We start from the raw sequence: 23,590 nt of genomic DNA, 5'->3' as shown, positions 1-23,590 counted from the left end.
GAAGGAAAACGACCACCATGGACACGAGCAGCATCAACCGACTGGACTTGCTACCCGCCGCAACGGCGCCGGTATCCGTGCCCGCGTCCGGAAAAACGGTGGACGCCGGCACGGCACAGGCTATTGTCGCCGGTAAAGACGCGACCGCGGCACGTGTACCGAGTAAAACTGAGTTAAGAAATTCCGTGGACGCGATCAATCGCTTCCTGGAAAACACCAGCGAAGTGCATTTCAGTATCGATGAGGATAGCGGAATTTCCGTAGTGAAAGTAATCGATACTGAAACGAAGAAGGTATTGCAGCAATTCCCATCCGAGCAATCGCTGGAAATCGGGAAAAACCTCAGCACCAAAGGTTTGCTGATTAATAGCGAAGCCTGAGCCTAGAAGGTGTACTGCATATTGATGTGCGGGATGCCGGCCTCGAAAAACTCTTCCCCGTCGATACTGAACCCGTGGCGCTGGTAAAACGGCGCTGCGTGCGTTTGCGCGCTCAGCACCACAGCCTTGTCGCCGCGCGCCCGGGCCTGCGCCATCAACGCTTGCAGCAAGGCGCCGCCGATGCCATTGCCGCGCCCCGGCTTGCGCACCGCCATGCGGCCGATGTGGCCGTCCGGCAGCAGGCGGCCGGTGCCGACCGGCACGCCGGCCTCGTCGTAGGCGACCGCGTGCAGGCACACGGCGTCCATGTGGTCCATCTCCAGTTCGGGCGGAACGTTTTGCTCCTGCACAAACACCTCAAAGCGGATCAGCTTGGCGTCGGCGTTGAGCGTGTTCCAGTCGCCCAGTGTGATCATCGTGATGCTCCCTTGATTTTGGCACGCAAGCTTTCGCGCAGTTGCGGCGCGGCGGCGTAAGGATCGGCCGGATTGATGCCGGCAACGATGTGCTCCATGCGCTCGCGCACACCGGCCAGCGCGTCCGGGTGCGAGTAAATATAAAACTGGCCATCGGCAATGGCCTTGAAGGTGGTTTCCGCCACCGCTTCCGCCGACACTTTACCAGACGTGACCGCCTTGTCGGTCATGGCCTGGGCGGCCAGTTGGCTGGCGGTCGGCCGGTCCGTCATGCGCACATCGTCCGGACGGTTGCGGTGCGACTGGCTGATGCCGGTCGGAACAAAATACGGGCACAGCACCGAGGCGCCGATCGGCGCGCCGACCAGCTGCAAGTCCTGGTACAGCGTTTCGCTCAGCGACACCACGGCATGCTTGGAGACGTTGTACACGCCCATGGCCGGCGCGTTCACCAGCCCGGCCATCGACGCCGTGTTGACGATGTGGCCTTCAAACGCCGGATCTTTTTCAGCCGCCGCCAGCATCAGTTTGGTGAAGATGCGCACCCCGTGGATCACGCCCCAGACATTCACGCCCATCACCCATTCCCAGTCGGCCTCGGTGTTTTCCCAGATCAGGCCGCCCGAGCCGACGCCGGCGTTATTGAACACCAGATGCACGGCGCCGAATTCGGCCACGGCGGCATCGGCCAGCGCCTGCACCTGCTCGCCCTTGCGCACATCGCACAGGCGGCCGATGACGCCGGCGCCCTGCGCGCGCAGCTCTTCAACGGCGCGCTCCAGCGCGTCGGCCTGCACATCGGCCAGCACCAGCTTCATGCCCTCGCGCGCCGCCACGTTGGCGAATTGACGGCCCAAACCACTTGCCCCGCCGGTGATGACGGCGACCTTGTCCCGGAATGTTTTCATATGAGCTTCACCAGTTGTTTGCCAAAGTTATGCCCTTGCAGCAGGCCGATAAACGCTTGCGGGGCGGCGGCCAGGCCCTCGGCCACCGTCTCGCGGTATTTAATTTGCTTGTTGGCGACCAGCACGGCCAGCTCCTGCAAGCCCTGCTGCCAGTATTCCATGTGTTCGGTAATGATGAAGCCACGCAGCGTCAGACGATTCAACAACAAGGCGCGGGCATTCTTGATCGACATGTCGGCGCCAGTGAAGCCGCCGATCAGGCCGCACAACGCGATGCGGGCAAAGGCGTTGGTGCGCGCCAGCGCAGCGTCGAGGCAGGCGCCGCCGACGTTTTCAAAGATGGCGTCGATGCCGTCCGGCGTGGCGGCGGCCAGATCGGCCTCCAGATTGCCGGCCTTGTAGTCGACACAGGCGTCGAAGCCCAGCTCGTTCACCACGTAGGCGCACTTCTCCGGCCCGCCGGCGATGCCGACCACGCGGCAGCCACGCAGGCGCGCCAGTTGGCCGACCACGCTGCCGACCGCGCCACTGGCGGCCGAGACCACCACGGTTTCGCCGGCCGCCGCTTCCATGATCTGGTTGAAACCATACCAGGCCGCCATGCCCGGCATGCCGACCACGCCCAGAAAGGCCGGCAGCGGAATGCGCGTGGTATCGAGCTTGCGCAGCAGCAGGCCGTCCGACACGCCCATCTCGGCCCAGCCCAGCATGCCGTTGACGTAGTCGCCTTCCTGGTAAAAAGCATTGCGCGAGGCCACCACCTGACCGACCGTGCCGCCGATCATGGTTTCATCCAGCGCCTGCGAGGCGGCGTAGGTGGCCACCTTGCTCATGCGTCCGCGCATGTACGGGTCCAGCGACAGGTAATGATTGCGGATCAGGACTTCGCCATCGGCCAGTTCAGGCACCGGCACGGTTTCGAGACGAAAGTTCTCCGGCGCCACCGCGCCGCGCGGACGCGCCGCCAGCACGATGCGCTGGTAGGTTTCGGGAATACTCATACCGCCGAGACGCCCCCGTCCACCGCCAGGATCTGGCCGGTGATGTGCTTGCCGGCGTCGGACGCGAACAGCACCGCCGCGCCTTTCAGGTCTTCGTCGTCGCCGAGGCGGTTCAGCGGTGCGTGCTTGGTCAGTTCCTCGCCCATCACCGACAGCAGGCCCTTGGTCATCTTCGACGGGAAGAAGCCCGGCGCCAGCGCGTTGACGGTGATGCCGTGACGGCCCCATTCGCCGGCCAGTGTGCGCGTGAAGTTGACCAGCGCGCCTTTCGAGGTGTTGTAAGCGATGGTCTGCATGGTGCCCGGCGGATTGCCGGCCAGGCCCGCGATCGAGGCGATATTGATGATGCGGCCGTAGCCGCGCGGGATCATCGAGCGCTTGCCCACCAGTTGCGACACCACGAAGATGCTGCGGATGTTCAGGTCCATCACCTTGTCCCACGCTTCGACCGGATGGTCTTCGGCGGGCGCGCCCCAACTGGCGCCGGCGTTGTTGATCAGGATGTCGATATGGCCGAGATGGGCGATGGCGCCATCCACCAGTTGCGCGGCCTGCTCGTCCTGCGACAGATCGGCGGCAATCGCATGCGCCTTGATGCCATGCTGCGACAGGAAGGCCACGGCTTCATCGAGGTCGGCCTGCTTGCGCGCCGATACCACGATATTGGCGCCCTGCTCGCCCAGCGCCAGCGCCATTTGCAGGCCCAGCCCGCGCGAGCCGCCGGTCACCAGCGCGGTCTTGCCGGCCAACGAAAACAGTTCTTGGGTAGTACGCATTGTGTCTCCTTATTGTAGTCAGAACCACACGTCCTGCATGTCGAGCGTGGTGGTGTCTATGCTGGCCAGCAGCTCCAGTTGCGGTCCGATCTTCGGCAGTTCCCAGCGGAAGAAATAACGGCAGGCTTGCAACTTGCCGCGATAGAAATCCGCATCGCCGTGCTGCATCGACGCGGCGGCCAACAAGGCTTGCTGTAGCCAGATCCACGCGACCACGATGTGGCCGCACGCTTCCAGATAAATGCTGGCATTGGCCAGCGTCTTGTTCATGTCGCCGACAGCATACAGCTTCTGCGTGGTTTGCTCCAAGGCCTGCCACGCCCGTTCGAGCGCGTCGGCGTGAGCCAGCAGCTCCTTGCCGATATCGGCATAGCCCACCGGCGCCACGTCCGGCGCGCCCACGCTGCCGCGCACCTTGCGGATGGTCTTGCGGATTTCGCTGCCGAAGGCCTTGAACAGCGCGCCATCCTGCATCGAGACTTTACGGCCCAGCAGGTCCAGTCCGTGGATGCCGTGCGTGCCTTCGTGGATGGCGTTCAGGCGATTGTCGCGATAGAACTGCTCGACGTTGTATTCGCGCGTGTAGCCATAGCCGCCGTGCACCTGAATCGCCAGCGAATTGGCCTCCACGCACCACTGCGACGGCCACGACTTGGTGATCGGCGTCAGGAACTCCAGCAAGCGCGTGGCATGCTCGCGCGCTTCCGGCGTTTCGGCGCTGTTTTGTTCGTCCACCAGGCGGGCGCTGTACAGCACCAGTCCCAACGCGCCTTCCACGTAAGCCTTCTGCGCCAGCAGCATGCGGCGCACGTCGGTGTGTTCGATGATGCGCAGTTGCGGCTGGGTTGGATCTTTCTGCGCCGGATGGCGGCCCTGCGGACGGTTGCGGGCGTAGTCCAGCGCATGCAGATAGCCGGTGTAGCCCTGCACCGCGGCGTTCAGGCCGACGGCGATGCGCGCCTCGTTCATCATGTGGAACATATTGGCCAGGCCCTGATGCGGCTTGCCGACCAGATAACCGATGGCGCCGCCCTTCTCGCCAAAATTGAGCAGGCAGTTGGTGGTGCCGCGATTACCCATCTTGTGATTGAGGCCGGCCAGCGCCACGTCGTTGCGCGCGCCAATGCTGCCGTCATCGTTGACCAGGTACTTCGGCACGATGAACAGCGAGATGCCTTTCACGCCCGGAATCAGCTTGCCGTCCTCGCCCGGAATCTTGGCCAGCACGAGGTGGATGATGTTTTCCGCCAGCTCGTGTTCGCCGGCCGAAATCCACATCTTGTTGCCGGTGATGCGGTACTGGCCCTCGCCATCCGGCAGCGCGCGGGTAGTGATGTCCGACAGGCTGGAGCCGGCCTGCGGCTCGGACAGGCACATGGTGCCGAAGAAGCGGCCTTCCAGCATGGGGTTGACGAAGCGTTCGATCTGCTCCGGCGTGCCGGTCTTGAGCAAGGTGTTGGCGTTGCTCATGGTGAGGAAGGTGTAGGCCGAAGTGCTGACGTTGGCGGCCGTGAAGTACGCCGCCAGCGCCTTGTCGACCACCACCGGCAGCTGCATGCCGCCACGGTCGTAGTCCTGCCCGGCCGCCATCAGGCCGGCGGCCGAGAAGGCGTCCAGCGCCACCTTCACTTCAGGGATCAGCCGCACCTTGCCGTCCACTACATGCGGCTCGTGGTGATCGGCCTTCTTGTTGTGGGTCGCGAACAGGTCGGTGGCGAGGCGTTCGGCGGTGTCGATGGCGGCGTCGAAGGTTTCGCGATTGTGGTCGGCGAAACGGGCGCGTTTGTTCAGCGCCTCCGCGTCCAGCCACTCGTACAGCATGAACGCGATGTCGCGGCGCGACAGGATGGTCGAGTCCATGCGCTTACACCACTTCGAACAGGCCTGCCGCTCCCTGGCCGCCACCAATGCACATGGTGACCACCACATATTTCACGCCGCGGCGCTTGCCCTCGATCAGCGCATGGCCGACCAGGCGCGCGCCCGACACGCCGTAAGGATGGCCAACCGCGATCGCGCCGCCGTTCACATTCAGGCGGTCCATCGGGATGCCCAGCTTGTCGGCGCAGTACAGCACTTGCACGGCGAAGGCTTCGTTCAACTCCCACAGGCCGATGTCTTCGACCTTCAGGCCGGCTTTCTTCAGCAGCTTGGGAATGGCGAATACCGGGCCGATGCCCATCTCATCCGGCTCGCAGCCGGCCACGACGAAGCCACGGAACACGCCCAGCGGCTGCAAGCCCTTGGCGGCGGCGGTCTGGGCGTTCATCACGATGGCCATCGAGCCGCCGTCCGAGAACTGGCTGGCGTTGCCGGCGCTGATCACGCCGCCCGGCATCGCGGTGCGAATCTTGGAGACGCCTTCGTAAGTGGTGTCGGCACGGATGCCCTCGTCCGCCGAGATGGTCACTTCGCGCGACAGCAGTTGGCCGGAAGCCTTGTCGGCCACGCCCATCACCGTGGTCATCGGCACGATTTCGGCGTCGAACAAACCGGCGGCCTGGGCGGCGGCGGCGCGCTGCTGGCTTTGCACGCCGTATTCATCCTGACGTTCGCGGCTGATGCTGTAGCGCTTGGCGACGGTTTCGGCGGTTTGCAGCATCGGCCAATAGATTTCCGGCTTGTGCTGCGACAGCCAGACTTCCTTGTACATATGCAGATTCATTTCCTGCTGCACGCAGGAGATCGATTCCACGCCGCCGGCGGCATAGATATCGCCCTCGCCGGCGATGATGCGCTGGGCGGCGGTGGCAATGGTTTGCAGACCGGACGAGCAAAAACGATTGATGGTCATGCCGGCGGTGGTCACCGGGCAACCGGCGCGGATGGCGATCTGGCGGGCGATATTGCCGCCGGTGGCACCCTCTGGATTGGCGCAGCCGACCAGCACGTCCTCGACCTCGCCCGATTCAATGCCGGCGCGCGCGATGGCGGCTTGCAGGGCATGACCGCCCAGCGTGGCGCCGTGCGTCATATTGAACGCGCCCTTCCAGGACTTGGCCAGGCCCGTGCGGGCGGTAGATACAATGACGGCGTCAATCATGAGAGTCTCCTGTGGAATGAAGTGTTATTCAATCCAGAATAGCATATTTTTAGTACGGTCGTTCGCAAATATTTTTGTAAGTTTCGCGTAAGTTTCGTGAAAGAATGACGTAAGGTTAAGGGTACAGACTGAGAGCAAGCTGACGAAGTAGTAACTATCTCGGCTGGGGAAAAAACATCCTACAAAATCAAAGGAGACACACATCATGGCAAATACAGGAACCGCTGATCCGCGCGCGCCGGGCCGAGCCAGCCCGATTACCGCCGAAGAGCGCAAAGTGATCTTTGCGTCCTCGCTCGGCACCGTGTTCGAATGGTACGACTTTTATCTGTACGGCTCGCTGGCGCCGATCATCGCCAAGCAGTTCTTCATAGGCGAACCGACCACCACCTTCATCTTCGCGCTGCTGGCGTTCGCGGCGGGCTTCATCGTGCGTCCATTCGGCGCGCTGGTGTTTGGCCGCCTGGGCGACATGATCGGCCGTAAATACACCTTCCTGATCACCATCCTGATCATGGGCGCCTCCACCTTCATTGTGGGGCTGCTACCCGGGTACGCGGCGATCGGCATCGCGGCGCCGATTGTGCTGGTGACACTGCGCATCCTGCAGGGCCTGGCGCTGGGCGGCGAATACGGCGGCGCGGCCACCTACGTGGCCGAGCACGCACCGCACGGCAAGCGCGGCTCGTTTACCTCGTGGATTCAGACCACCGCGACGCTGGGCCTGTTCCTGTCGCTGCTGGTGATCCTGGGTACCCGTACCGCGATCGGCGAGGAAGCCTTCAACGCCTGGGGCTGGCGCGTGCCGTTCCTGGTCTCGGTGCTGCTGCTGGGTATTTCGGTGTGGATTCGCCTGTCGATGAATGAATCGCCGGCCTTCGCCAAAATGAAAGCCGAGGGCAAAACCTCGAAAGCACCGCTGAGCGAAGCCTTCGGCCAGTGGAAAAACCTGAAAGTCGTGATCCTGGCCCTGATCGGCCTGACCATGGGCCAGGCGGTGGTGTGGTACACCGGCCAGTTCTACGCCCTGTTCTTCATGACCCAGGTGCTGAAGATCGATGGCGCCAACGCCAACATCATGACCGCGCTGTCGCTGGCGCTGGCCACCCCGTTCTTCATCTTCTTCGGCATCCTGTCGGACAAGATCGGCCGCAAGTACATCATCCTGGGCGGCTGCGTGCTGGCTGCCGCCACCTACTTCCCACTGTTCGGCGCCCTGACCCACTACGGCAACCCGCAGCTGGAAGCGGCGCTGAAAAACTCGCCAGTGGTGGTGTACGCCGATCCGGCATCGTGCAACTTCCAGTTCAACCCGACCGGCCAGAAGAAATTCACCTCCTCGTGCGACATCGCGACCAGCATCCTGTCGAACGCCTCGGTGGCCTACACCAAGCAAGACGCGCCGGCTGGCAGCGTGGCCAAAATCAAAGTGGGCGACAAGGAAATCACCGCCTTCAACGCCGTGCTGACCCCGGATGGCCTGAACTTCGACAAAGCCAGTAAAGACCTGGACGCGGCGCTGAAAAAAGAAGTGGCGGCGACCGTGAAAGCGGCCGGCTACCCAGCCAAGGCGGACGAAGCGCAGATCAACAAACCGATGATGGTCCTGATCCTGTTCATCCTGGTGCTGTACGTGACCATGGTGTACGGCCCGATCGCGGCCATGCTGGTGGAAATGTTCCCGACCCGCATCCGCTACACCTCGATGTCCCTGCCATACCACATCGGCAACGGCTGGTTCGGCGGCCTGCTGCCGACCATCTCGTTCGCGCTGGTGGCGTTCAAGGGCGACATCTACTACGGCCTGTGGTACCCGATCATCGTCGCCCTGATCACCGTGGTGATCGGTGTACTGTTCATCGGCGAAACCAAGGACAACAACATCTACGCGGCCGACTAACCCTGCACGGCCGCAAACCAAAGCCGCCTCCGGGCGGCTTTTTTAATACGGGGTCAGTTCTTGCAATCCAACACGGCCTCGGCACTGGTACGAATGCGCTCCGCGCGCCGCACTATCCTGCTGACTGTGGCGTACGAAATATGGAAATGATCGGCAATTTGCGCCATGGTGTACGCCGTCGAGAAATAGGCGTGGGCGATCGCCATATCTCGCTCAGGAAATTGGGATTGATATTCTTCCAGCGAAAGCGCCAATGCCCGGCGCTGCGTTTTCGTCACTTCCATCAGCGAAAGAGCGCCTGCGGTGGAGCGATGCCTGGCGATAAAGGCTTCATCACCTAAAAACAGCTGATGCCGCTTTGCTTGCATCGGGCTGCTGACACCAAGGCCATCCGCCACGAAGCGACGATATGCCGCGATGGCGTCCACGCGGCTGCTTGCGAATTGCGCCAACATCCAATCGACCTGCATCCAACATGGCCCGTGAGCCTCTTCGGCCACGAGACGATAACTACTCCACGGCCAATCTCCAGCCGCTGCAACCATGCCGGCGCGCACCGGATTCAGTACCACATACCTCGCCAACTCCATCAAGTAAGACTCTTTCTGAACCAGCAAGGCTTGATAGCGGCCTTGGAACAGATGCCCGACCAGCCGATGACGTCGATTGAAGTATTGCGCGTATCCAGCGTTAAGCTGACGCATTCCGAACGAGAGGTTGGCATCGCCAGTTTCGAGCAACAGATGATAGTGATTCGTCATCTGACAGAAGCTATGCACGGAAAAATTTGAGCGAGCGCATACCTTTGCCAGAATATCCAGCCAAACCAGGCGATCTGTATCGTCGCGATAAATTGCCTGCTGCCTGTCCCCACGCGCGGTGACGTGATACAGGGCTCCGGCAGATTCCAGTCGTAATGGGCGGCTCATGCGTCAACCGTACACCCGCTTGCCGCCGCAAGCCATGCGCCTGCTCAACAGATAAGTCCGTGTTGGATTGCAAGAACTGACCCCGGGTTGGGGTGGGCGAAAAAAAACCGCCTCGTGGAGAGGCGGTTGAAAAATTAACCCAAGGAGTCCCTTACTACGATACTGCTGTACTGCTTGCTACTACTGCTTGCGGCGGCGCGCAAAGGCGCCGACCATGACGAGGCCGCCCAGCAGCATGGCGTAGGTTTCCGGTTCCGGAACCGCCGCGATGCTCGACGAACCAAACTCCACCCGCAGGCCGGTCGGATTCCCGCCGTTCTGCGCCCAGTTGGTCACCACGAAGTCCAGCTTGTTGGCGCCCGGCACGAAGCCGCTGTTGGCGCTAAAGCTGGTCCAGTCGGTAAAGCCGCTACCGCTGCCGATGACGCTGTTGTTCAGTTTGACCACCACCGCGTTGTCCGCCGCCATCCGGCCGCTGAACGAGGCGCTGGCCGCGTTGAAGCCTGTCAGATCGAACGACAGGCTGTAGGTGTAGATGCCGGCGCTCCAGGCGTCAAAGCTCTCGCTCTGGCTGGCGGTCGGGGTGATCCATTTCGAGGTGCCGTCGTTGGCCAGCCATGGACCGATTGGCCACTGGCTGTCGTAGGTGATGACCGGGGTGCTGCTCACGGCCGAACTCAGGGTGTAGTTGCTGTCGGCATTGCCGCTGGCGCCCAGGCCGGTATTTTTCAGGCCAGTGATGGTGGCGGCGTGGACGGAACCGAATGCGGTGAGCGCCAGCACGGCGGCGGCGACGAGTTTGCGTTGCATGGAGAGCCTCTAAAAAAAGATGGTTAGCGTGTCAGCCAGCATCAACATGGATGCCTGGATTTCATCGAACCGTTTTTTAGGGCTTCGAAAGGAAGGGTGCTGTTGAGAACAATTATAACGGGCTTTTGCGGAAAATGCTCACATGCCATTTAAATTTCTATTGAGCATGTGAGCATTTCTCCACACCGCTTATTTTTGCTTGCGGCGACGTGCCACGGCGCCCACCAGCGCCAAGCCGCCCAGCAGCATGGCATAGGTTTCCGGTTCAGGCACGGCGGTCACGCTGGACGAGTCGAACTCCACCCGCAGGCCGGTCGGATTGCCCGCGCCCAACCGGTAGTTGGTGACCACGAATTCCAGCGTGTTGACGCCGGCAACGAAGCCGCTGTTGGCGCCAAAGTCGTACCACGACTGGAAGCCGACGGCGCTGCCGATTTCCGCGCCGTTCAGCTTGACCGCCACGGCGTTATCCGCCGCGACGCGGCCGGCGAACACGGCGCTGGCCGCGTTGTAACCGCTCAGGTCGAAGCTCAGGCTGTAGGTGTAAATGCCATCGGCCGCTGCATCCAGCGATGCCGCCTGCGACGCGGTCGGCGTGATCCAGCGCGACACGCCGGTGTTGTTCAGCCAGGTGCCGTCCACCGGCCAGACGCTGTCGTAAGTGATGATGGGGGTGCTGCTTACAGCCGAGCTCAGGCTGTAGTGCGCGTCGGCGCTACCACTCTGGCCAAGGCCGGTGTTGTACAGGCCAGTGATGGTGTCGGCGTGGGCGGCGGACAGGCTGGCCAGCGCCAATGCTGCTGCAACGATAGTGTGCTTCATGGATACCCCTTTGTTTATTAGTATGAGAAGCGCCCACCAGGACTGCCAACCGTTTCCGGGCGCTGGAAACTAAAAACGGCCGGGTTCGAGTATAACGAACCCCGCCGCCAAAGTGAACATAATACTAACGACTATGTCGCATTTGCAACACATGCTAGCTGTTAAACAACTTTCCTTCCTCTGCCAGCCTGACCAGCAGCGGCGCCGGTTTCCACGCTTGTCCCTGATGGCCCCTGGCGTATTTGTTGATGGCGGCCAGCACGTTCGGCAGGCCGACCGTGTCGGCGTAGAACATCGGGCCGCCGCGGTGCAGCGGGAAGCCGTAGCCGGTCAGGTAGACCATGTCGATGTCCGAGGCGCGCAGGGCGACGCCCTCTTCCAGGATCAGCGCGCCTTCGTTGACCAGCGAGTACACCAGGCGCTCGACGATTTCCTCATCGCTGATCTTGCGGCGGGTGATGCCCAGATCCGCCGAATGTTGCACGATCATGGCGTTGACCTGCTCGTTCGGATAGGCCTTGCGGTCGCCGGCCTTGTAGTCGTACCAGCCACCGCCGGTTTTCTGGCCGTAGCGGCCCATTTCACACAGCAGGTCGGCGGTTTTCGAATAGGTGATTTCCGGCTTCTCCACATAGCGGCGCTTGCGGATGGCCCAGCCGATGTCGTTGCCGGCCAGGTCGCCCATGCGGAACGGCCCCATGGCGAAGCCGAATTTCTCGGCCGCCTTGTCGACCTGCTCCGGCAGCGCGCCCTCTTCCAGCAGGAAACCGGCCTGGCGGCTGTACTGCTCGATCATGCGGTTGCCGATGAAGCCATCGCACACGCCCGACACCACGCCGGTTTTCTTGAGCTTCCTGGACAAGGCCAGCGCGGTGGCCAGCACGTCCTTGCCGGTTTCCTTGCCGCGCACGATTTCCAACAGCTTCATCACATTGGCCGGCGAGAAGAAGTGGGTGCCGATCACGTCCTGCGGACGCTTGGTGAAGGCGGCGATCTTGTCGACGTCCAGGGTGGAGGTGTTGGTGGCCAGAATGGCGCCAGGCTTCATCACCTCGTCCAGCTTGCGGAACACGGCTTCCTTCACACTAAGTTCCTCAAACACGGCTTCCACCACGATGTCGGCCTGGCCGATATCGTCGTAGGATAGCGTGCCGCTTAGCAGGCCCATGCGCTGGTCCAGTTTTTCCTGGGTCAGCTTGCCCTTCTTCAGGCTGCTTTCGTAATTCTTGCGGATGGTGGCGATGCCCTTGTCCAACGCTTCCTGCCTGGTCTCCAGCAGCGTGACTGGAATGCCGGCGTTGAGGAAGTTCATGGCGATGCCGCCGCCCATCATGCCGGCGCCGATCACCGCGGCCGACTTGATGCTGCGCACCGGCGTATCGGCCGGCACGTCCGGCACCTTGCCGGCCACACGCTCGGCAAAGAAGGCGTGGCGCAGCGATTTCGATTCGCTGGTCTGGATCAGGTGCATGAAACGCTCGCGCTCGAATTTCATGCCATCGTCGAATTTTTTTGTCACCGACGCGGCCACGGTTTCCACGCATTCCAGCGGCGCCGGGAACGGACCGGCCATGGCTTTGACCGTGTTGCGCGAGAATTGCAGGAAGGCTTCGTGGTTCGGGTAATCGACCTTGCGGTCGCGCACTTTCGGCAGCGGGCGCACCTCGGCGATTTTTTCCGCAAACGCCACGGCCGATTGCACGATGTCGGCGTCGGCGGCAAAGATTTCATCGAACAGCGCCGGCAGTTTTTCCGACGGCACCGGATTGCCGGACACGATCATGTTCAGCGCCGGCTCCAGGCCCAGCACGCGCGGCAGGCGCTGGGTGCCGCCGGCGCCCGGCAGCAGGCCCAGCTTGACTTCCGGCAGCGCGATCTGCGCGCCCGGCAGCGCCACGCGGTAATGGCAGCCCAGCGACAATTCCAGTCCGCCGCCCATGCACACGGTGTGGATGGCCGCCACCACCGGCTTGGTCGCACCTTCGGCGGTGGCGATCAGGGTGTGCAGGCTGGGCTCGGCCAGCGCCTTGGGCGTATTGAATTCCTTGATGTCGGCGCCGCCCGAGAAGGCTTTGCCAGCGCCGGTGATGACGATGGCCTTGACCGCGTCGTCCGCCAGCGCCTGCTGGATGCCCTTGACGGCCGCCGTGCGGGTGACCAGGCCCATGCCGTTGACCGGCGGATTGTTCAGCGTGATGACGGCAACCGCGCCGTGCACTTGGTATTCAGCAGTCATGTCTCTTCCTTGTTCTTGGTTGGAATGCTAGCCCGCTCACTATACCGCATAAAAAGAACGGTCGTGTTATTTTTTTGCAGGCGTGCCGGCGCTTTTGAACGCGGCTGCAGGACTTTGTAATGCCGCGAAAAGAACGCCGCTTGTCGCTTGCAGAATACATTTTATATTGCTGAGCTTGCGTCCAATTTGAATAAAGGAAATAATCGATTCACATCGCGCATATTCCCCACCCCCGAATATCCAAGTAAATTCTCTCTAAATATCACACTTATCGATATTTAGTATCTCTTACATAATACAGGGACTCCCATGAACGCTCCTAGCCAGGTAATCCAGACGCAGGATGTAGAACTCCAGGCCATCCATGCCGCACTCAACCGCGTGCAAGCGGTCATCGAGTTCGATCTGGAAGGAAAGATTTTGCACGCGAACGATAATTTCCTGCGCGTGCTCGGCTACGCTCTGGGCGAAGTCCAGGGCCAGCATCATTCGATGTTCTGCGAACCGGAGTTTGCCGCCTCGCCGGCCTACAAGCAGTTCTGGAGCGGCCTGGCCAGCGGCCAGTTCCAGCAGGGGGAATACAAGCGCGTCGCCAGGGACGGCCGGGAAATCTGGATCAATGCCTCGTACAATCCAGTGATGGATGCCGACGGCAAGCCTTACAAGGTGATCAAGTTCGCCACCGACATCACCGCCAACCGCGTGCGCAATGCCGAGTACGAGAGCAAGGTCAGCGCCATCAGCAAGGCCCAGGCGGTGATCGAATTCGACATGCAAGGCCATGTGCTCGATGCCAACGATAATTTCCTCGAAGTCATGGGCTATTATCTCGACGACATTAAGGGCGAGCATCACCGCATGTTTTGCGATCCCGAATATGCCGCCAGTGCGGAATATAAACGCTTCTGGCAAAAACTGAATCGTGGTGAATTCGACAGCGGTCGTTATAAGCGTCTTGGCAATAATAAGAAGACTATCTGGATACAAGCCACCTATAATCCCATTCTCGATTTAAATGGCAAGCCTTACAAAATAGTCAAATACGCAAGCGATATTACCGCCCAGGTCGAGCTGGAGGAATCGGTGGCCGCCAAGGCCAAGTCCGACAGCGAGAAAATCGCCCGCCTGCTGGAGTCGGTGGCACGCGCCGCCAACGGCGACCTGACCAGCAATATCACGGTCGAGGGCAATGAGCCGCTGGACCAGCTGGCCGAAGGCATCAGCAAGATGATCGCCGACCTGCGCAAGGTGATCAGCGACGTCGTCATGTCGGCCAGCGGCCTGGCCGACGCCTCCACCACCATCGCCGAGCGCTCCAACGGCGTGGCGGTCGGCACCCAGGCGCTGGGCGCCACCGTGGAGGAAATGAACGCCTCCATCGACGGCCTGACCAGCTCGATCAACACCATCGCCAACAATACCTCGGACGCCGACGCCATGGCCAAGTCCGCCCAGCACGAGGCGGAAGTGGGCGCCAAGGCGGTGGCCAAGTCGATCGAGGCCATGGATCTGATCAACCGCTCGTCGGAGGACATCGGCGAAATCGTCAAGGTGATCAGCGATATCGCCAACCAGACCAATATGCTGGCCTTCAACGCGGCCATCGAAGCGGCGCGCGCCGGCGAGCACGGCCTGGGCTTCTCGGTGGTGGCGGACGAGGTGCGCAAGTTGGCAGAGCGCTCCTCGCAGGCGACCAAGGAAATCTCCAAGCTGATCAACGAGTCGGTCAAGCGCGTCTCCGCCGGCAGCGAGATTTCGCGCCAGGCCAGCGATGCCTTCGACAAGATCCTGGCCGGCGTGGTCAAGACCACGGTGGCGATTTCCGATATTTCCAAGGCGGCCAACGAACAATTGCTGACCGCGCGCGAAGTCAGCACCGCGGTGCAGTACATTGCCGAGGAAGCCGAGAAATCGGCCGCCGCCTGCGACAGCATCGCCCGCTCGACCGAAGGGCTGAACCAGCGCGCCGGCGACCTGAATAAGACCGTGTCCGGCTTCGCGGTGTGATCGTGGAGGTCAGCGGCATCGCCCCGGCCACGCTGGCCGCGCTGATCGCGCTGGTGCGCAAGCACACCGGCATCGCCATGAGCGAGCGCAAGAGCGTGCTGCTGGAGCGGCGCCTGCGTCCGCGCGTGCAGGCGCTCAAGCTGGCCAGCTATCAGGCCTATCTGGACATGGTGGAACAGGACCATGCCGAAGTCCCGCATTTCATCGATCTGGTGACCACCAACGACACCCTGTTCTTCCGCACCCAGCAGGTGTGGGATTACGTCGAGCGGGAATTCCTGCCGGCATGGTGGCACGCGCATCCCGGGCAGCGGCTCAAGATCTGGTCGGCCGCCGCCTCCAGCGGCGAGGAGCTGTACTCGGTCGCCATGCTGTGCGAGGAATTCGCGGCGGCCCATCCCGGGTTCAGCTACCAGATTCATGCCACCGATATTTCGCGGCAAATCCTGGCGCTGGCGCGCGAGGGCCAGTACACCGGCCGTTCGGTCGTACGCATTCAGGAAACCCACCCGGAATGGGTGAAGAAATACTTCCGCCCCAGCGCCAATGGCCTGCGGGTGGTCGACGCACTGAAAAAACACGTGGAGCTGGCCCAACATAACTTGCTGACTCCGCTCAAGCCCGCCAGACAGTTTGATCTGGTCTTCCTGCGCAATGTGTTGATTTATTTCGACCAGGAACACCAGCACACCATCCTGCAACAGGCGCGCCTGAGCATGGCATCCCACGCCATCATGATCGTGGGGGAATCGGAATCGATCTCGGGCCGAAACACCGCCTACCAGCTCGACCGGCCGATGATTTATCGAATGGAATAAAAGGCGGTCATCATGCAGGGGACTTTACTCTCCACTCCGATCTTTCCGGCGACGCTGCCGTGGGGCGACAGTCCTGCCGACGACTACGCGCGGCCGGCCAACGCGCCGCAGCAGGTGGCGATGGGCCAGCTCAAGATCGGCTCGCGCAGCGGGCAATTGCAGGCGCTGCTGGGTTCGTGCGTGGGCATCGCCTTCATCTGGAAGAAGCGGCGCCGCTGCGCGCTGGCGCACTGCCTGCTGCCGGAATCCGAACAAGCCAGCGGCGAGCTGGGCGCGCGCTATGTCAGCCAGGCGGTGCCGTCGATGCTGCGCCTGATCGGCGCCACCGCGGCCGATTATGCCGATATCGAGGTGGTGCTGGCCGGCGGCGCCACCATGCTCAACGGCTGTTCCAGCCGCTTGCAGATCGGCCAGCAGAATGCCGATGCGGCACGCCGCTACCTGCGCAAGTACGGCCTCAACGTGGCCTACTGCCGCGTCGGCGGCAAGAGCGGCCGCACGCTGAACATCGACTGCGCCACCGGCGCATACCTGGTGCAGGAAATCGTCACCTCTGATACTGGAGCCACCCATGTCTGATGCGTCCGCCGTCCCGTCCACCGAGTTGTTTGGTTCCTTCGTGCTGGGCAACGATGAGTTCGCCCTGCCCGCGAGCTGCTTCCGCGAGGTGGTGAATTATCCGGACAAGGTGTCCGCCCTGCCGCTCTCGCCCAAGTTCCTGGAAGGCGTGTTCACCTTGCGCGGCGCGGTGATCCCGGTGGTCAATCTGGGCCGGGTGTTCAATCCGGAGGCACGCGCGGCGCTGCCGAGCGACAAGATCGCCATTCTTGATTACCAGGGCGTGCTGGTCGGCATCCTGTTTGACGCCACCGGCGAAATCCTGCGCGTGCGGCCCGAACAGCGCAGCACGCTGACCTATGCCGATGGCGAACAGCGCGGCGTGGTGGCCGGCACCATCCTGCTCGATCACGGCGCGCGGCTGGTGCAGGTGCTGGACCCGGATGCGCTGGTGCATATCGAGAACGTGCCGCAGGTGCTGGCGCTGCAAGGCAACAGCCAGCAGGCACGGCGCCACCACGGCGAGCGCCGCCAGTGCGTCAGCTTCCGCGTCGGCGCGTCATCGTTTGCGTTCGAGATGGCGGCGATCCAGGAGATCATCCGTGTGCCCGAGTTGCAGGCCTCGGTGCTGAACAGCGCGCTGTGCCTTGGGCGCATCAATTTCCGCGGCAGCCCGGTGGCGGTGGTGGACTTCGCCACGCTGCTCAACGCGGCGGCCGGCGCGCGCGCCGAGGCGGCCGACCAGCGCATCATCGTTGCCCGCATCGATGACGCCACCATCGGCTTTCTGGTCGACTCGGTCGACAACATCGTGCATTTCTACAGCGAGGAGATCATGCCGATCCCCATGCTGAGCAAGGCGCGCGCCGGCATGTTCGGCGGTTGCCTGTCCAAGCCGGGGCTAGGCGAGATTTTCTTCCTCGACCATCAACAAATCTTCTCCAGCAACGAGATCAGGGAAATGCGCAACGGCCACGCCAACCTGTATCCCAAGGACGCGGTGCAGGAGGTCAAGAGCGAAAAGCGCAGCCAGCGCAAGGTCTACATCACCTTCGCGCTGGAGAATTCGTATGCGGTGGAAATCAAGCAGGTGCGCGAGATTATCGACCTCAACATCGGCGAGATCACCCGTCCGCCCGGCCTGCCCGCCTTCATGCGCGGCATGCTCAACCTGCGCAAGCAGATGGTGACCGTGATCGACCTGCGCGGCCTGTATCGGATGCCGCCGCTGGAGGATGCCTCGCAATCCCGGATCCTGGTGGTGGAACGCGGCGAGGAATGCTACGGCCTGCTGGTGGATGCGGTGGAAAACATCATGACCATCAACGACAATCGCCGCTTCGCCGCCCCCAGGATGATGCGCAACCCGGACGCCCACGGCGATCCGCGCGCCGAGATGGACGAGGTGATCGACATCGAGGGCGAAGGCGACGCGCACCGCACGCTCAGCGTGTTCCAGTGCGAGCGTCTGCTGGAACGGCTGGGCAAGGAGATTCCGGCGCTGGCGGCATAGGCCGTGGTGGAGTACAGTATGGCCTTGTTCATTAGGAGGTTCCCCCATGCCCGTATCCCGCCGCGCCGTCGCCCTGCTGATTCCCCTGAGCCTGTTTGCCGCCAGCGCCTGTGCGCTGTCACTGGCCGATCTCACCGATATCAGTAACAAGGAGGCGTCCGGCGGCCTGAAGGCGGCGCTGGAGACCGGCTCCAAGGCCGCCGTGTCCAAGCTGGGCGCCGAGGGCGGCTTCCTCAACAACGACAAGGTCCGTATCCCGCTGCCGAAAATCCTGGAGCAGGCGCGTCCCATCCTCAAGATGACCGGCAAGAGCCAGCAGCTGGACGATCTGGTGGTGCAGATGAACCACGCGGCCGAAGCCGCCGTGCCCATGGCCAAGCCGCTGCTGCTGGACGCCGTCAAGTCCATGACCATCACCGACGCCAAGAATATCCTGACCGGCGGCGATACCTCGGTCACCGATTTCTTCCGCGGCAAAACGCAGGACAAGCTGGCGGTGCAATTCCTGCCGGTGGTGAAGAAAGTCACCGACAAGTCTGGCCTGGCCACCAAGTACAACACCGCCATGAGCCTGGCGCCGCAACTGGGCGTGCTGGCCAAGGACCAGGCCACGGTGGAAGGCTACGTCACCCACCGCGCGCTGGACGGCCTGTACACCATGATCGCCGAAGAGGAAAAGGCCATCCGCGCCGATCCGATCGGCACCGGCAGCAAGCTGATCGGCAAGGTGTTCGGCGCCATCAAGTAAGCGGCTTATCGCTCCGTCACGACCTTGAATTGCTTGACCCAGGCCTGGCCTGAACCTCGCATGATTTCGGTGCCCAGCTCGATATCCGCAAAGTAGAACTGCGCCGGCAGTATCTGCTTTGCGATGGCATATTGGGTCAGCTTCACAACGTCAAATTTGGCTTTGAGATTTTTGTTCTTCGCGCGGAACGTGATGTAAATCCACTTGTTCTTATTGGCGCCGGAGACGTCGCTCCAGTTCTTGTCAAACCACACCTCCCAGTCCTGATCGCCATCATTGAAGTCGCCGCGATGCGAGCCGGCGGGTGTCATATGGCGCGGTGTGGCGTAGCTCCAGATCATCAACTCGGCAACGATCGCCGAGGGATTGGGCTGGGTGCCGATGTCCCTGGTGTTGGTCAGCCATAGCGAGGTTGCGACGTTGTGCTCGGCGTTGCCCTGAATTTCCAGTTCATGCTCGACAACCAGGCTGCGCAAGGCGGTATTCCCAAGCGGGAAATCAGGACCGGCATCCGGCGCCCACGGCGAGCTGCCCAGTTTGATTTGAGGGTAGCCGAAAATATCATTGCCTTTGGCTGGCCAGCGCCACGACCAGCCAACCCGGCCGCTGGCGGGGTCTTTTTCCAGACACTGACTCCACGAAAAATCCTTGGCCGCGTTTTTGTTCCAGACGTTGTTATACAGCGTGCCCTGGGCCGTCTTTTCCGAATAATAGTCACCGCAGCTGATGGTCTGGGCGTTGCAAACCGAGGTCAAGCCCATCGTCGCCAAGAGAAGGAAATATCGCATGCGAACAGCATAAACCATCTTTGACTTTGTTATAATAGATAGGTAGCCTACCTATCTTAACCCATGAACAGCAATATTCCTCAACACGCGGTCGAACTGGCCGATGAACTGCGCGTCGCCCTGCACCACGTGTTCCGCCGCATCCGGCAGGAAGGCGATAACGACCCTTCGGGCCTGACCTTGCAGCAGAAAATGCTGTTGTCCACCATCCAGCAGCAACCGGGCATCGGCGTGGCCGAGCTGGCGCGGCAGGAGAAGCTGCGCGGGCCCACCATGAGCGGCCACATCAAGGCGCTGGAGGCGCTCAAGCTCGTCAAGCGCGATGCACCCGATCCCGACGACAAGCGCCGCAGCGGCCTGCTGCTGACCGGGCACGGCACGGCGCTGCTGGAAGACCTCCGCAGCCGCCGGCGCGACTGGCTGGCGCGGCGGCTGGCGCAACTGCCGCCGGAAGGCGCGGCGGCACTGCGCAACGCAATCACTTACCTCAATGAGATCGGCGAATGAACCCACAAATCCGTAGCATTTACCTGGGCCTGGTCATCATGATCGGCCTGGCGGCGCTGGACCAGAGCATCGTCGCCACCGCCCTGCCGCGCATCGTCTCCGACCTGGGCGGCATGGCCCACCTCTCATGGGTGGTGACGGCCTATGTGCTGGCCTCCACCGCCACCATGCCGCTGTATGGCAAGCTGAGCGACCAGTATGGCCGCAAGCCGCTGCTGTACACCGCCATCGTCACCTTCCTGGTGGGCTCGGCGCTGTGCGGGCTGGCGCAAAACATGGCGCAGCTGATCGCCTTCCGCGCGATCCTGGGGCTGGGCGCGGGCGGCTTTCTGCCGCTGGCGCAGATCGTGATCGCCGACCTGATTCCGCCGGCCGAACGCGGCAAGCGCCAGGGCAGCATCGCCGCCGTCTACGCCGCCACCAGCGTGCTGGGGCCGGTGCTGGGCGGGCTGATGACGGACTGGCTGTCATGGCATGCCATCTTCTACATCAACCTGCCGGTGGGCGCACTGGCCTTGTACGTGATCGCCAGGTCGATGCCGCACGATCCCCGGCACCGCGCGCACAAGATCGACTACCTCGGCTCGGTTCTGCTGACCGGTTCGATCACGGCGGCGCTGCTGGTGCTGGCGCTGGGCGGCAATGAGTGGGCCTGGGATTCGCGCGAAGTGCTGTACGCCAGCCTGCTGGCCGGCGCGATGGCGGCGGCGCTGCTGTTCCACGTGCGCCGCGTGCCGGAGCCGGTGCTGCCGCCGGACCTGTTCCATAACCGCGTGTTCAACGTCGCCAGCGTGGTGCTGGCGCTGACCTTCGTCGGCATGATGGGTTCCAGCGTGTTCTTTCCGCTGCTGTTCCAGATGGTGATGGGCGCCACGCCCGCCAGCTCCGGCCTGCTGACCATGCCGATGATGGTGGGCATGGTGATTTCGTCAGCACTGAACGGGCGCGTGCTGGCAAAGTCGGGGCGCTACAAGCCGGCGCAGGTGCTGGGCCTGGCGCTGGCGACGGCGGCGTTTGCCGCGCTGGCGTGGGGCATCACCACGGCGGCGGGCTACCTGGTGCTGGAGCCGGCCATCTTCGTGCTGGGCGCAGGCCTGGGATTGGTGATGCCGAACATGACTATCGCCGTGCAAAACGCCCTGCCCCTGATGCGCCGCGGCGTCGGCACGGCCATGCTGGGTTTCTTCCGCTCGCTGGGAGGGCTGCTGGGGGTGACTGGTTCAGGCGCGATCCTGGCACAGCAACTGCATGGCCAGGCAGCCAATGCGGCACTGTACCGCCACGCCATCGGCAACATCTTCAGCGCGGGAACGGTGCTGGTAGGATTGGGCCTGCTGATGCTTTACTTCCTGCCGGAACAGCCTTTGGGCCACAACACAAATTAATTCCGGCGCTCGGATCGCTGGGCCTGCTCTTCTATACGCTTGAGCAAAGCGGCGGTCGCCTCCACTTGCCGCGTGACTTCGGCTTGCGTCTTTGCGATGTCCTTTCTTGATTCGAAAGCAGCCAGCATGTTCGAATACATTGCCGCATTGATCGACGCTATCGCCAGGACGGAGGCTATCGCGGTCACTACGATCGTCACTCTCAGGCTCTTGATCTCCGCGCGTATTTCCCTGATATCGGCGCGTATCTCGACAACCGTCGCCTCGATGGCCAAAACCCGGGCGTCCAGCCGCGCTTCGATGGTTTCGATCCGGGCATCAAGCAATTCTGTGGTGACGGTGTTCATGAAGGTATCGTATGAGATGCAAGCGCTGCCCGCAACTCACACACTCACCGCGTTTAAGTCGGCAATCGGTAGTCGCGATACTGCTCACGCAGTTTGTTTTTCTGGATTTTGCCGGTGCCGCCCACCGGCAGAGCGTCTGCAAACACCACTTCGTCCGGCAGCCACCATTTGGCGACCTTGCCGTCGAAATGCGCCAGCAGTTCCTCGCGCGTGACCTCGCTGCCGGGACGGCGCACCACAATCAGCAGCGGCCGCTCGTCCCATTTGGGGTGGAACACGCCGATGCAGGCCGCCTGCATCACGCCCGGATGCGACATGGCGATGTTTTCCAGATCGATGGTGCCGATCCACTCGCCGCCGGATTTGATGACATCCTTGGCGCGGTCGGTAATCTGCATGAAGCCGTCCGGGTCGATGGTGGCCACGTCGCCGGTCGGGAACCAGCCGTTCTCAAGCACATCGCCGCCCTCGCGCTTGAAATAGCTGGCGATGATCCACGGGCCTTTCACCAGCAGGCTGCCGGACGTCTTGCCGTCCCACGGCAGTTCCTCGCCCTGTTCGTCGACGATTTTCATGTCGACACCGTAGATCGCGTGGCCTTGCTTTTGCAGGATCTTGCGCTGCTCGTCCTTAGGCAATTCCATGTGCTTGGCCAGCAACCCGCCGGTGGTGCCCAAGGGCGACATTTCCGTCATGCCCCAACCGTGGATAACCTCGACGCCAAAGTCGTCGATCAGCGTATTCATCATGGCCGGCGGACAGGCCGAGCCGCCGATCACGGTGCGGCGGAAGGTGGAAAACTTCAGTTTGTTTTGCAGGCAGTAGTTGATGAGGCCGAGCCACACGGTCGGCACCCCGGCCGAAAAGGTCACGCGCTCCTTCTCCATCAGCTCGTAGACCGACTTGCCGTCCAGCGCCGCGCCGGGGAACACCATCTTGGCGCCGGACAGCGGCACCGAATACGGCAAGCCCCACGCATTAACGTGGAACATCGGCACCACCGGCATCACGGAATCGCGCGAAGACACGTTCAGCACGTTCGGCAAGGCCGAGGCGTAAGCGTGCAACACCGTCGAGCGATGCGAATACAGCGCGCCTTTCGGGTTGCCGGTGGTGCCGGATGTGTAACAGAGTGTCGCGGCGGCGTTCTCGTCGAATACCGGCCAGGTGTACTCGGCCGGCTGGACGGCCAGCAAATCTTCGTAGCACAACAGATTCGGAATGTTGGTTTCGGCCGGCATGCGGTCGGCCGCGCCCAGCAGAATCCAGCCCTTGACGGTCTTGCAGTGCGGCGCGATGGCCTCAATTAAGGGCAGGAAGCAGAAATCGAACAGCAGATACTGGTCCTCCGCATGGTTGCAGATGTAAGCCAGCTGCTCCGGATGCAGGCGCGGATTAATCGTGTGCAGCACCGCGCCACTGCCGGACACCGCGTAGTACGCCTCCAGATGACGATAACCATTCCACGCCAGCGTCGCCACGCGCTGGCCCATTTGCACGCCCAGCGCTTGCAGCGCGTTGGCCAGCTGCTGGGCGCGCTGGTGGCAATCGTGGAAAGTGTAGCGGTGCAGATCGCCTTCCACCCGCTGCGAGACGATCTCGCTGTTGGCGTAATGGCGCGCTGCAAACTCCAGGATGCTGGAAATCAGCAGCGGCTGGTTCATCATCTGGCCCATCAGGGGAACTGGCGATGGCATG

22 protein-coding genes are annotated in these 23,590 nt (G+C 62.3%); 9 read left to right on the top strand and 13 right to left on the bottom strand.

The genetic code is table 11. From position 1 onward, the window contains the following. The first annotated feature begins 17 nt into the window (after positions 1–17). Positions 18–380 (top strand): flagellar protein FlaG, encoded by a 363-nt coding sequence (locus GM676_RS01130; RefSeq protein ID WP_155461536.1) that lies wholly within the window; start codon positions 18–20, stop codon positions 378–380. 2 nt (positions 381–382) lie between these two features. Here the strand turns inward: GM676_RS01130 and GM676_RS01125 are convergent, their stop codons facing one another. From GM676_RS01125 to GM676_RS01100, 6 genes are read right to left on the bottom strand one after another with little or no spacing between them, the layout of a single operon-like run. After that, a complete protein-coding gene (locus GM676_RS01125; RefSeq protein WP_155461535.1) occupies positions 383–796 on the bottom strand; it encodes a GNAT family N-acetyltransferase in 414 nt (137 codons plus the stop codon). Continuing rightward, on the bottom strand, positions 793–1,704 hold the full coding sequence (locus GM676_RS01120) for an SDR family oxidoreductase (RefSeq protein WP_155461534.1): 912 nt from the start codon (positions 1,702–1,704) through the stop codon (positions 793–795). The genes GM676_RS01125 and GM676_RS01120 overlap by 4 nt, the downstream gene beginning before the upstream one ends. Further along, positions 1,701–2,699 carry an NADP-dependent oxidoreductase gene (locus tag GM676_RS01115; RefSeq protein ID WP_371866087.1) on the bottom strand — a complete coding sequence of 333 codons (999 nt, stop codon included), beginning with the start codon at positions 2,697–2,699 and terminating at the stop codon, positions 1,701–1,703. Before GM676_RS01115 ends, GM676_RS01120 begins: the two co-directional genes overlap by 4 nt. Before the next feature lie 2 nt (positions 2,700–2,701). Beyond that, entirely contained in the window at positions 2,702–3,481 is a 780-nt protein-coding gene (locus tag GM676_RS01110; protein ID WP_155461532.1) for an SDR family oxidoreductase, read from the bottom strand. An 18-nt stretch (positions 3,482–3,499) separates the two neighbouring features. Then, complete coding sequence (locus GM676_RS01105) at positions 3,500–5,341, bottom strand: acyl-CoA dehydrogenase (RefSeq protein WP_155461531.1); 1,842 nt, start codon at positions 5,339–5,341, stop codon at positions 3,500–3,502. A gap of 4 nt (positions 5,342–5,345) precedes the next feature. Next, the gene (locus GM676_RS01100; RefSeq protein ID WP_155461530.1) at positions 5,346–6,524 is read right to left on the bottom strand and encodes an acetyl-CoA C-acyltransferase; all 1,179 of its coding nucleotides are present in this window, start codon (positions 6,522–6,524) and stop codon (positions 5,346–5,348) included. Positions 6,525–6,729: 205 nt separating this feature from the next. On the opposite strand from GM676_RS01100, the gene GM676_RS01095 reads away from it, so the two are divergent. After that, complete coding sequence (locus GM676_RS01095) at positions 6,730–8,424, top strand: MFS transporter (protein WP_155461529.1); 1,695 nt, start codon at positions 6,730–6,732, stop codon at positions 8,422–8,424. Between the two features lie 53 nt (positions 8,425–8,477). Here GM676_RS01095 and GM676_RS01090 read toward each other — a convergent pair whose 3' ends face one another. The 4 genes from GM676_RS01090 to GM676_RS01075 form a co-directional block, all read right to left on the bottom strand. Beyond that, positions 8,478–9,353, bottom strand: a complete 876-nt coding sequence (locus GM676_RS01090; RefSeq protein ID WP_155461528.1) for a transposase — start codon at positions 9,351–9,353, stop codon at positions 8,478–8,480. A 180-nt stretch (positions 9,354–9,533) separates the two neighbouring features. Continuing rightward, on the bottom strand, positions 9,534–10,163 hold the full coding sequence (locus GM676_RS01085; protein ID WP_155461527.1) for a PEP-CTERM sorting domain-containing protein: 630 nt from the start codon (positions 10,161–10,163) through the stop codon (positions 9,534–9,536). A 189-nt stretch (positions 10,164–10,352) separates the two neighbouring features. Next, entirely contained in the window at positions 10,353–10,985 is a 633-nt protein-coding gene (locus GM676_RS01080; RefSeq protein ID WP_155461526.1) for a PEP-CTERM sorting domain-containing protein, read from the bottom strand. Positions 10,986–11,139: 154 nt separating this feature from the next. Continuing rightward, the gene (locus GM676_RS01075) at positions 11,140–13,221 is read right to left on the bottom strand and encodes a 3-hydroxyacyl-CoA dehydrogenase NAD-binding domain-containing protein (RefSeq protein WP_155461525.1); all 2,082 of its coding nucleotides are present in this window, start codon (positions 13,219–13,221) and stop codon (positions 11,140–11,142) included. Between the two features lie 309 nt (positions 13,222–13,530). Here GM676_RS01075 and GM676_RS01070 point away from each other — a divergent pair, with 309 nt between their 5' ends. The 5 genes from GM676_RS01070 to GM676_RS01050 are packed head-to-tail and all read left to right on the top strand — an operon-like array spanning position 13,531 to position 18,865. Continuing rightward, positions 13,531–15,228: a methyl-accepting chemotaxis protein gene (locus GM676_RS01070; RefSeq protein WP_155461524.1), complete on the top strand. Its 1,698-nt coding sequence runs from the start codon at positions 13,531–13,533 to the stop codon at positions 15,226–15,228. Further along, the gene (locus tag GM676_RS01065) at positions 15,225–16,046 is read left to right on the top strand and encodes a CheR family methyltransferase (RefSeq protein ID WP_371866052.1); all 822 of its coding nucleotides are present in this window, start codon (positions 15,225–15,227) and stop codon (positions 16,044–16,046) included. The genes GM676_RS01070 and GM676_RS01065 overlap by 4 nt, the downstream gene beginning before the upstream one ends. Positions 16,047–16,058: 12 nt before the next feature. Continuing rightward, entirely contained in the window at positions 16,059–16,625 is a 567-nt protein-coding gene (locus GM676_RS01060; RefSeq protein ID WP_155461523.1) for a chemotaxis protein CheD, read from the top strand. Further along, on the top strand, positions 16,618–18,117 hold the full coding sequence (locus GM676_RS01055) for a chemotaxis protein CheW (protein ID WP_155461522.1): 1,500 nt from the start codon (positions 16,618–16,620) through the stop codon (positions 18,115–18,117). The genes GM676_RS01060 and GM676_RS01055 overlap by 8 nt, the downstream gene beginning before the upstream one ends. A 46-nt stretch (positions 18,118–18,163) precedes the next feature. After that, the gene (locus GM676_RS01050; RefSeq protein ID WP_155461521.1) at positions 18,164–18,865 is read left to right on the top strand and encodes a DUF4197 domain-containing protein; all 702 of its coding nucleotides are present in this window, start codon (positions 18,164–18,166) and stop codon (positions 18,863–18,865) included. 5 nt (positions 18,866–18,870) lie between these two features. Here GM676_RS01050 and GM676_RS01045 read toward each other — a convergent pair whose 3' ends face one another. Next, entirely contained in the window at positions 18,871–19,653 is a 783-nt protein-coding gene (locus tag GM676_RS01045; RefSeq protein ID WP_170304184.1) for a GH12 family glycosyl hydrolase domain-containing protein, read from the bottom strand. Between the two features lie 63 nt (positions 19,654–19,716). Here GM676_RS01045 and GM676_RS01040 point away from each other — a divergent pair, with 63 nt between their 5' ends. Together GM676_RS01040 and GM676_RS01035 are read left to right on the top strand one after the other, a co-directional pair. Continuing rightward, complete coding sequence (locus GM676_RS01040; protein ID WP_155461519.1) at positions 19,717–20,160, top strand: MarR family winged helix-turn-helix transcriptional regulator; 444 nt, start codon at positions 19,717–19,719, stop codon at positions 20,158–20,160. Further along, on the top strand, positions 20,157–21,545 hold the full coding sequence (locus tag GM676_RS01035) for an MDR family MFS transporter (protein ID WP_155461518.1): 1,389 nt from the start codon (positions 20,157–20,159) through the stop codon (positions 21,543–21,545). Before GM676_RS01040 ends, GM676_RS01035 begins: the two co-directional genes overlap by 4 nt. Here GM676_RS01035 and GM676_RS01030 read toward each other — a convergent pair. Then, complete coding sequence (locus GM676_RS01030; RefSeq protein WP_155461517.1) at positions 21,542–21,892, bottom strand: hypothetical protein; 351 nt, start codon at positions 21,890–21,892, stop codon at positions 21,542–21,544. The two genes, GM676_RS01035 and GM676_RS01030, sit on opposite strands and share 4 nt — an antisense overlap. Positions 21,893–21,945: 53 nt before the next feature. After that, complete coding sequence (locus tag GM676_RS01025) at positions 21,946–23,589, bottom strand: 3-(methylthio)propionyl-CoA ligase (RefSeq protein ID WP_155461516.1); 1,644 nt, start codon at positions 23,587–23,589, stop codon at positions 21,946–21,948. Position 23,590: the final 1 nt, after the last annotated feature.

Origin of the sequence: Duganella radicis (assembly GCF_009720825.1) — a bacterium.
In the GTDB taxonomy this organism is placed as follows: Bacteria; Pseudomonadota; Gammaproteobacteria; order Burkholderiales; family Burkholderiaceae_D; genus Rugamonas; species Rugamonas radicis.
This window is presented reverse-complemented; position numbering and strand designations above follow the sequence as displayed.

Bases quoted from the DNA above. Each gene is read 5' to 3' on its own strand.
- GM676_RS01130 (WP_155461536.1), top strand. From the start codon at position 18: ATGGACACGAGCAGCATCAACCGACTGGACTTGCTACCCGCCGCAACG.
- GM676_RS01125 (WP_155461535.1), bottom strand. From the start codon at position 796: ATGATCACACTGGGCGACTGGAACACGCTCAACGCCGACGCCAAGCTG.
- GM676_RS01120 (WP_155461534.1), bottom strand. From the start codon at position 1,704: ATGAAAACATTCCGGGACAAGGTCGCCGTCATCACCGGCGGGGCAAGT.
- GM676_RS01110 (WP_155461532.1), bottom strand. From the start codon at position 3,481: ATGCGTACTACCCAAGAACTGTTTTCGTTGGCCGGCAAGACCGCGCTG.
- GM676_RS01105 (WP_155461531.1), bottom strand. From the start codon at position 5,341: ATGGACTCGACCATCCTGTCGCGCCGCGACATCGCGTTCATGCTGTAC.
- GM676_RS01100 (WP_155461530.1), bottom strand. From the start codon at position 6,524: ATGATTGACGCCGTCATTGTATCTACCGCCCGCACGGGCCTGGCCAAG.
- GM676_RS01095 (WP_155461529.1), top strand. From the start codon at position 6,730: ATGGCAAATACAGGAACCGCTGATCCGCGCGCGCCGGGCCGAGCCAGC.
- GM676_RS01090 (WP_155461528.1), bottom strand. From the start codon at position 9,353: ATGAGCCGCCCATTACGACTGGAATCTGCCGGAGCCCTGTATCACGTC.
- GM676_RS01085 (WP_155461527.1), bottom strand. From the start codon at position 10,163: ATGCAACGCAAACTCGTCGCCGCCGCCGTGCTGGCGCTCACCGCATTC.
- GM676_RS01080 (WP_155461526.1), bottom strand. From the start codon at position 10,985: ATGAAGCACACTATCGTTGCAGCAGCATTGGCGCTGGCCAGCCTGTCC.
- GM676_RS01075 (WP_155461525.1), bottom strand. From the start codon at position 13,221: ATGACTGCTGAATACCAAGTGCACGGCGCGGTTGCCGTCATCACGCTG.
- GM676_RS01070 (WP_155461524.1), top strand. From the start codon at position 13,531: ATGAACGCTCCTAGCCAGGTAATCCAGACGCAGGATGTAGAACTCCAG.
- GM676_RS01060 (WP_155461523.1), top strand. From the start codon at position 16,059: ATGCAGGGGACTTTACTCTCCACTCCGATCTTTCCGGCGACGCTGCCG.
- GM676_RS01055 (WP_155461522.1), top strand. From the start codon at position 16,618: ATGTCTGATGCGTCCGCCGTCCCGTCCACCGAGTTGTTTGGTTCCTTC.
- GM676_RS01050 (WP_155461521.1), top strand. From the start codon at position 18,164: ATGCCCGTATCCCGCCGCGCCGTCGCCCTGCTGATTCCCCTGAGCCTG.
- GM676_RS01045 (WP_170304184.1), bottom strand. From the start codon at position 19,653: ATGCGATATTTCCTTCTCTTGGCGACGATGGGCTTGACCTCGGTTTGC.
- GM676_RS01040 (WP_155461519.1), top strand. From the start codon at position 19,717: ATGAACAGCAATATTCCTCAACACGCGGTCGAACTGGCCGATGAACTG.
- GM676_RS01035 (WP_155461518.1), top strand. From the start codon at position 20,157: ATGAACCCACAAATCCGTAGCATTTACCTGGGCCTGGTCATCATGATC.
- GM676_RS01030 (WP_155461517.1), bottom strand. From the start codon at position 21,892: ATGAACACCGTCACCACAGAATTGCTTGATGCCCGGATCGAAACCATC.
- GM676_RS01025 (WP_155461516.1), bottom strand. From the start codon at position 23,589: ATGCCATCGCCAGTTCCCCTGATGGGCCAGATGATGAACCAGCCGCTG.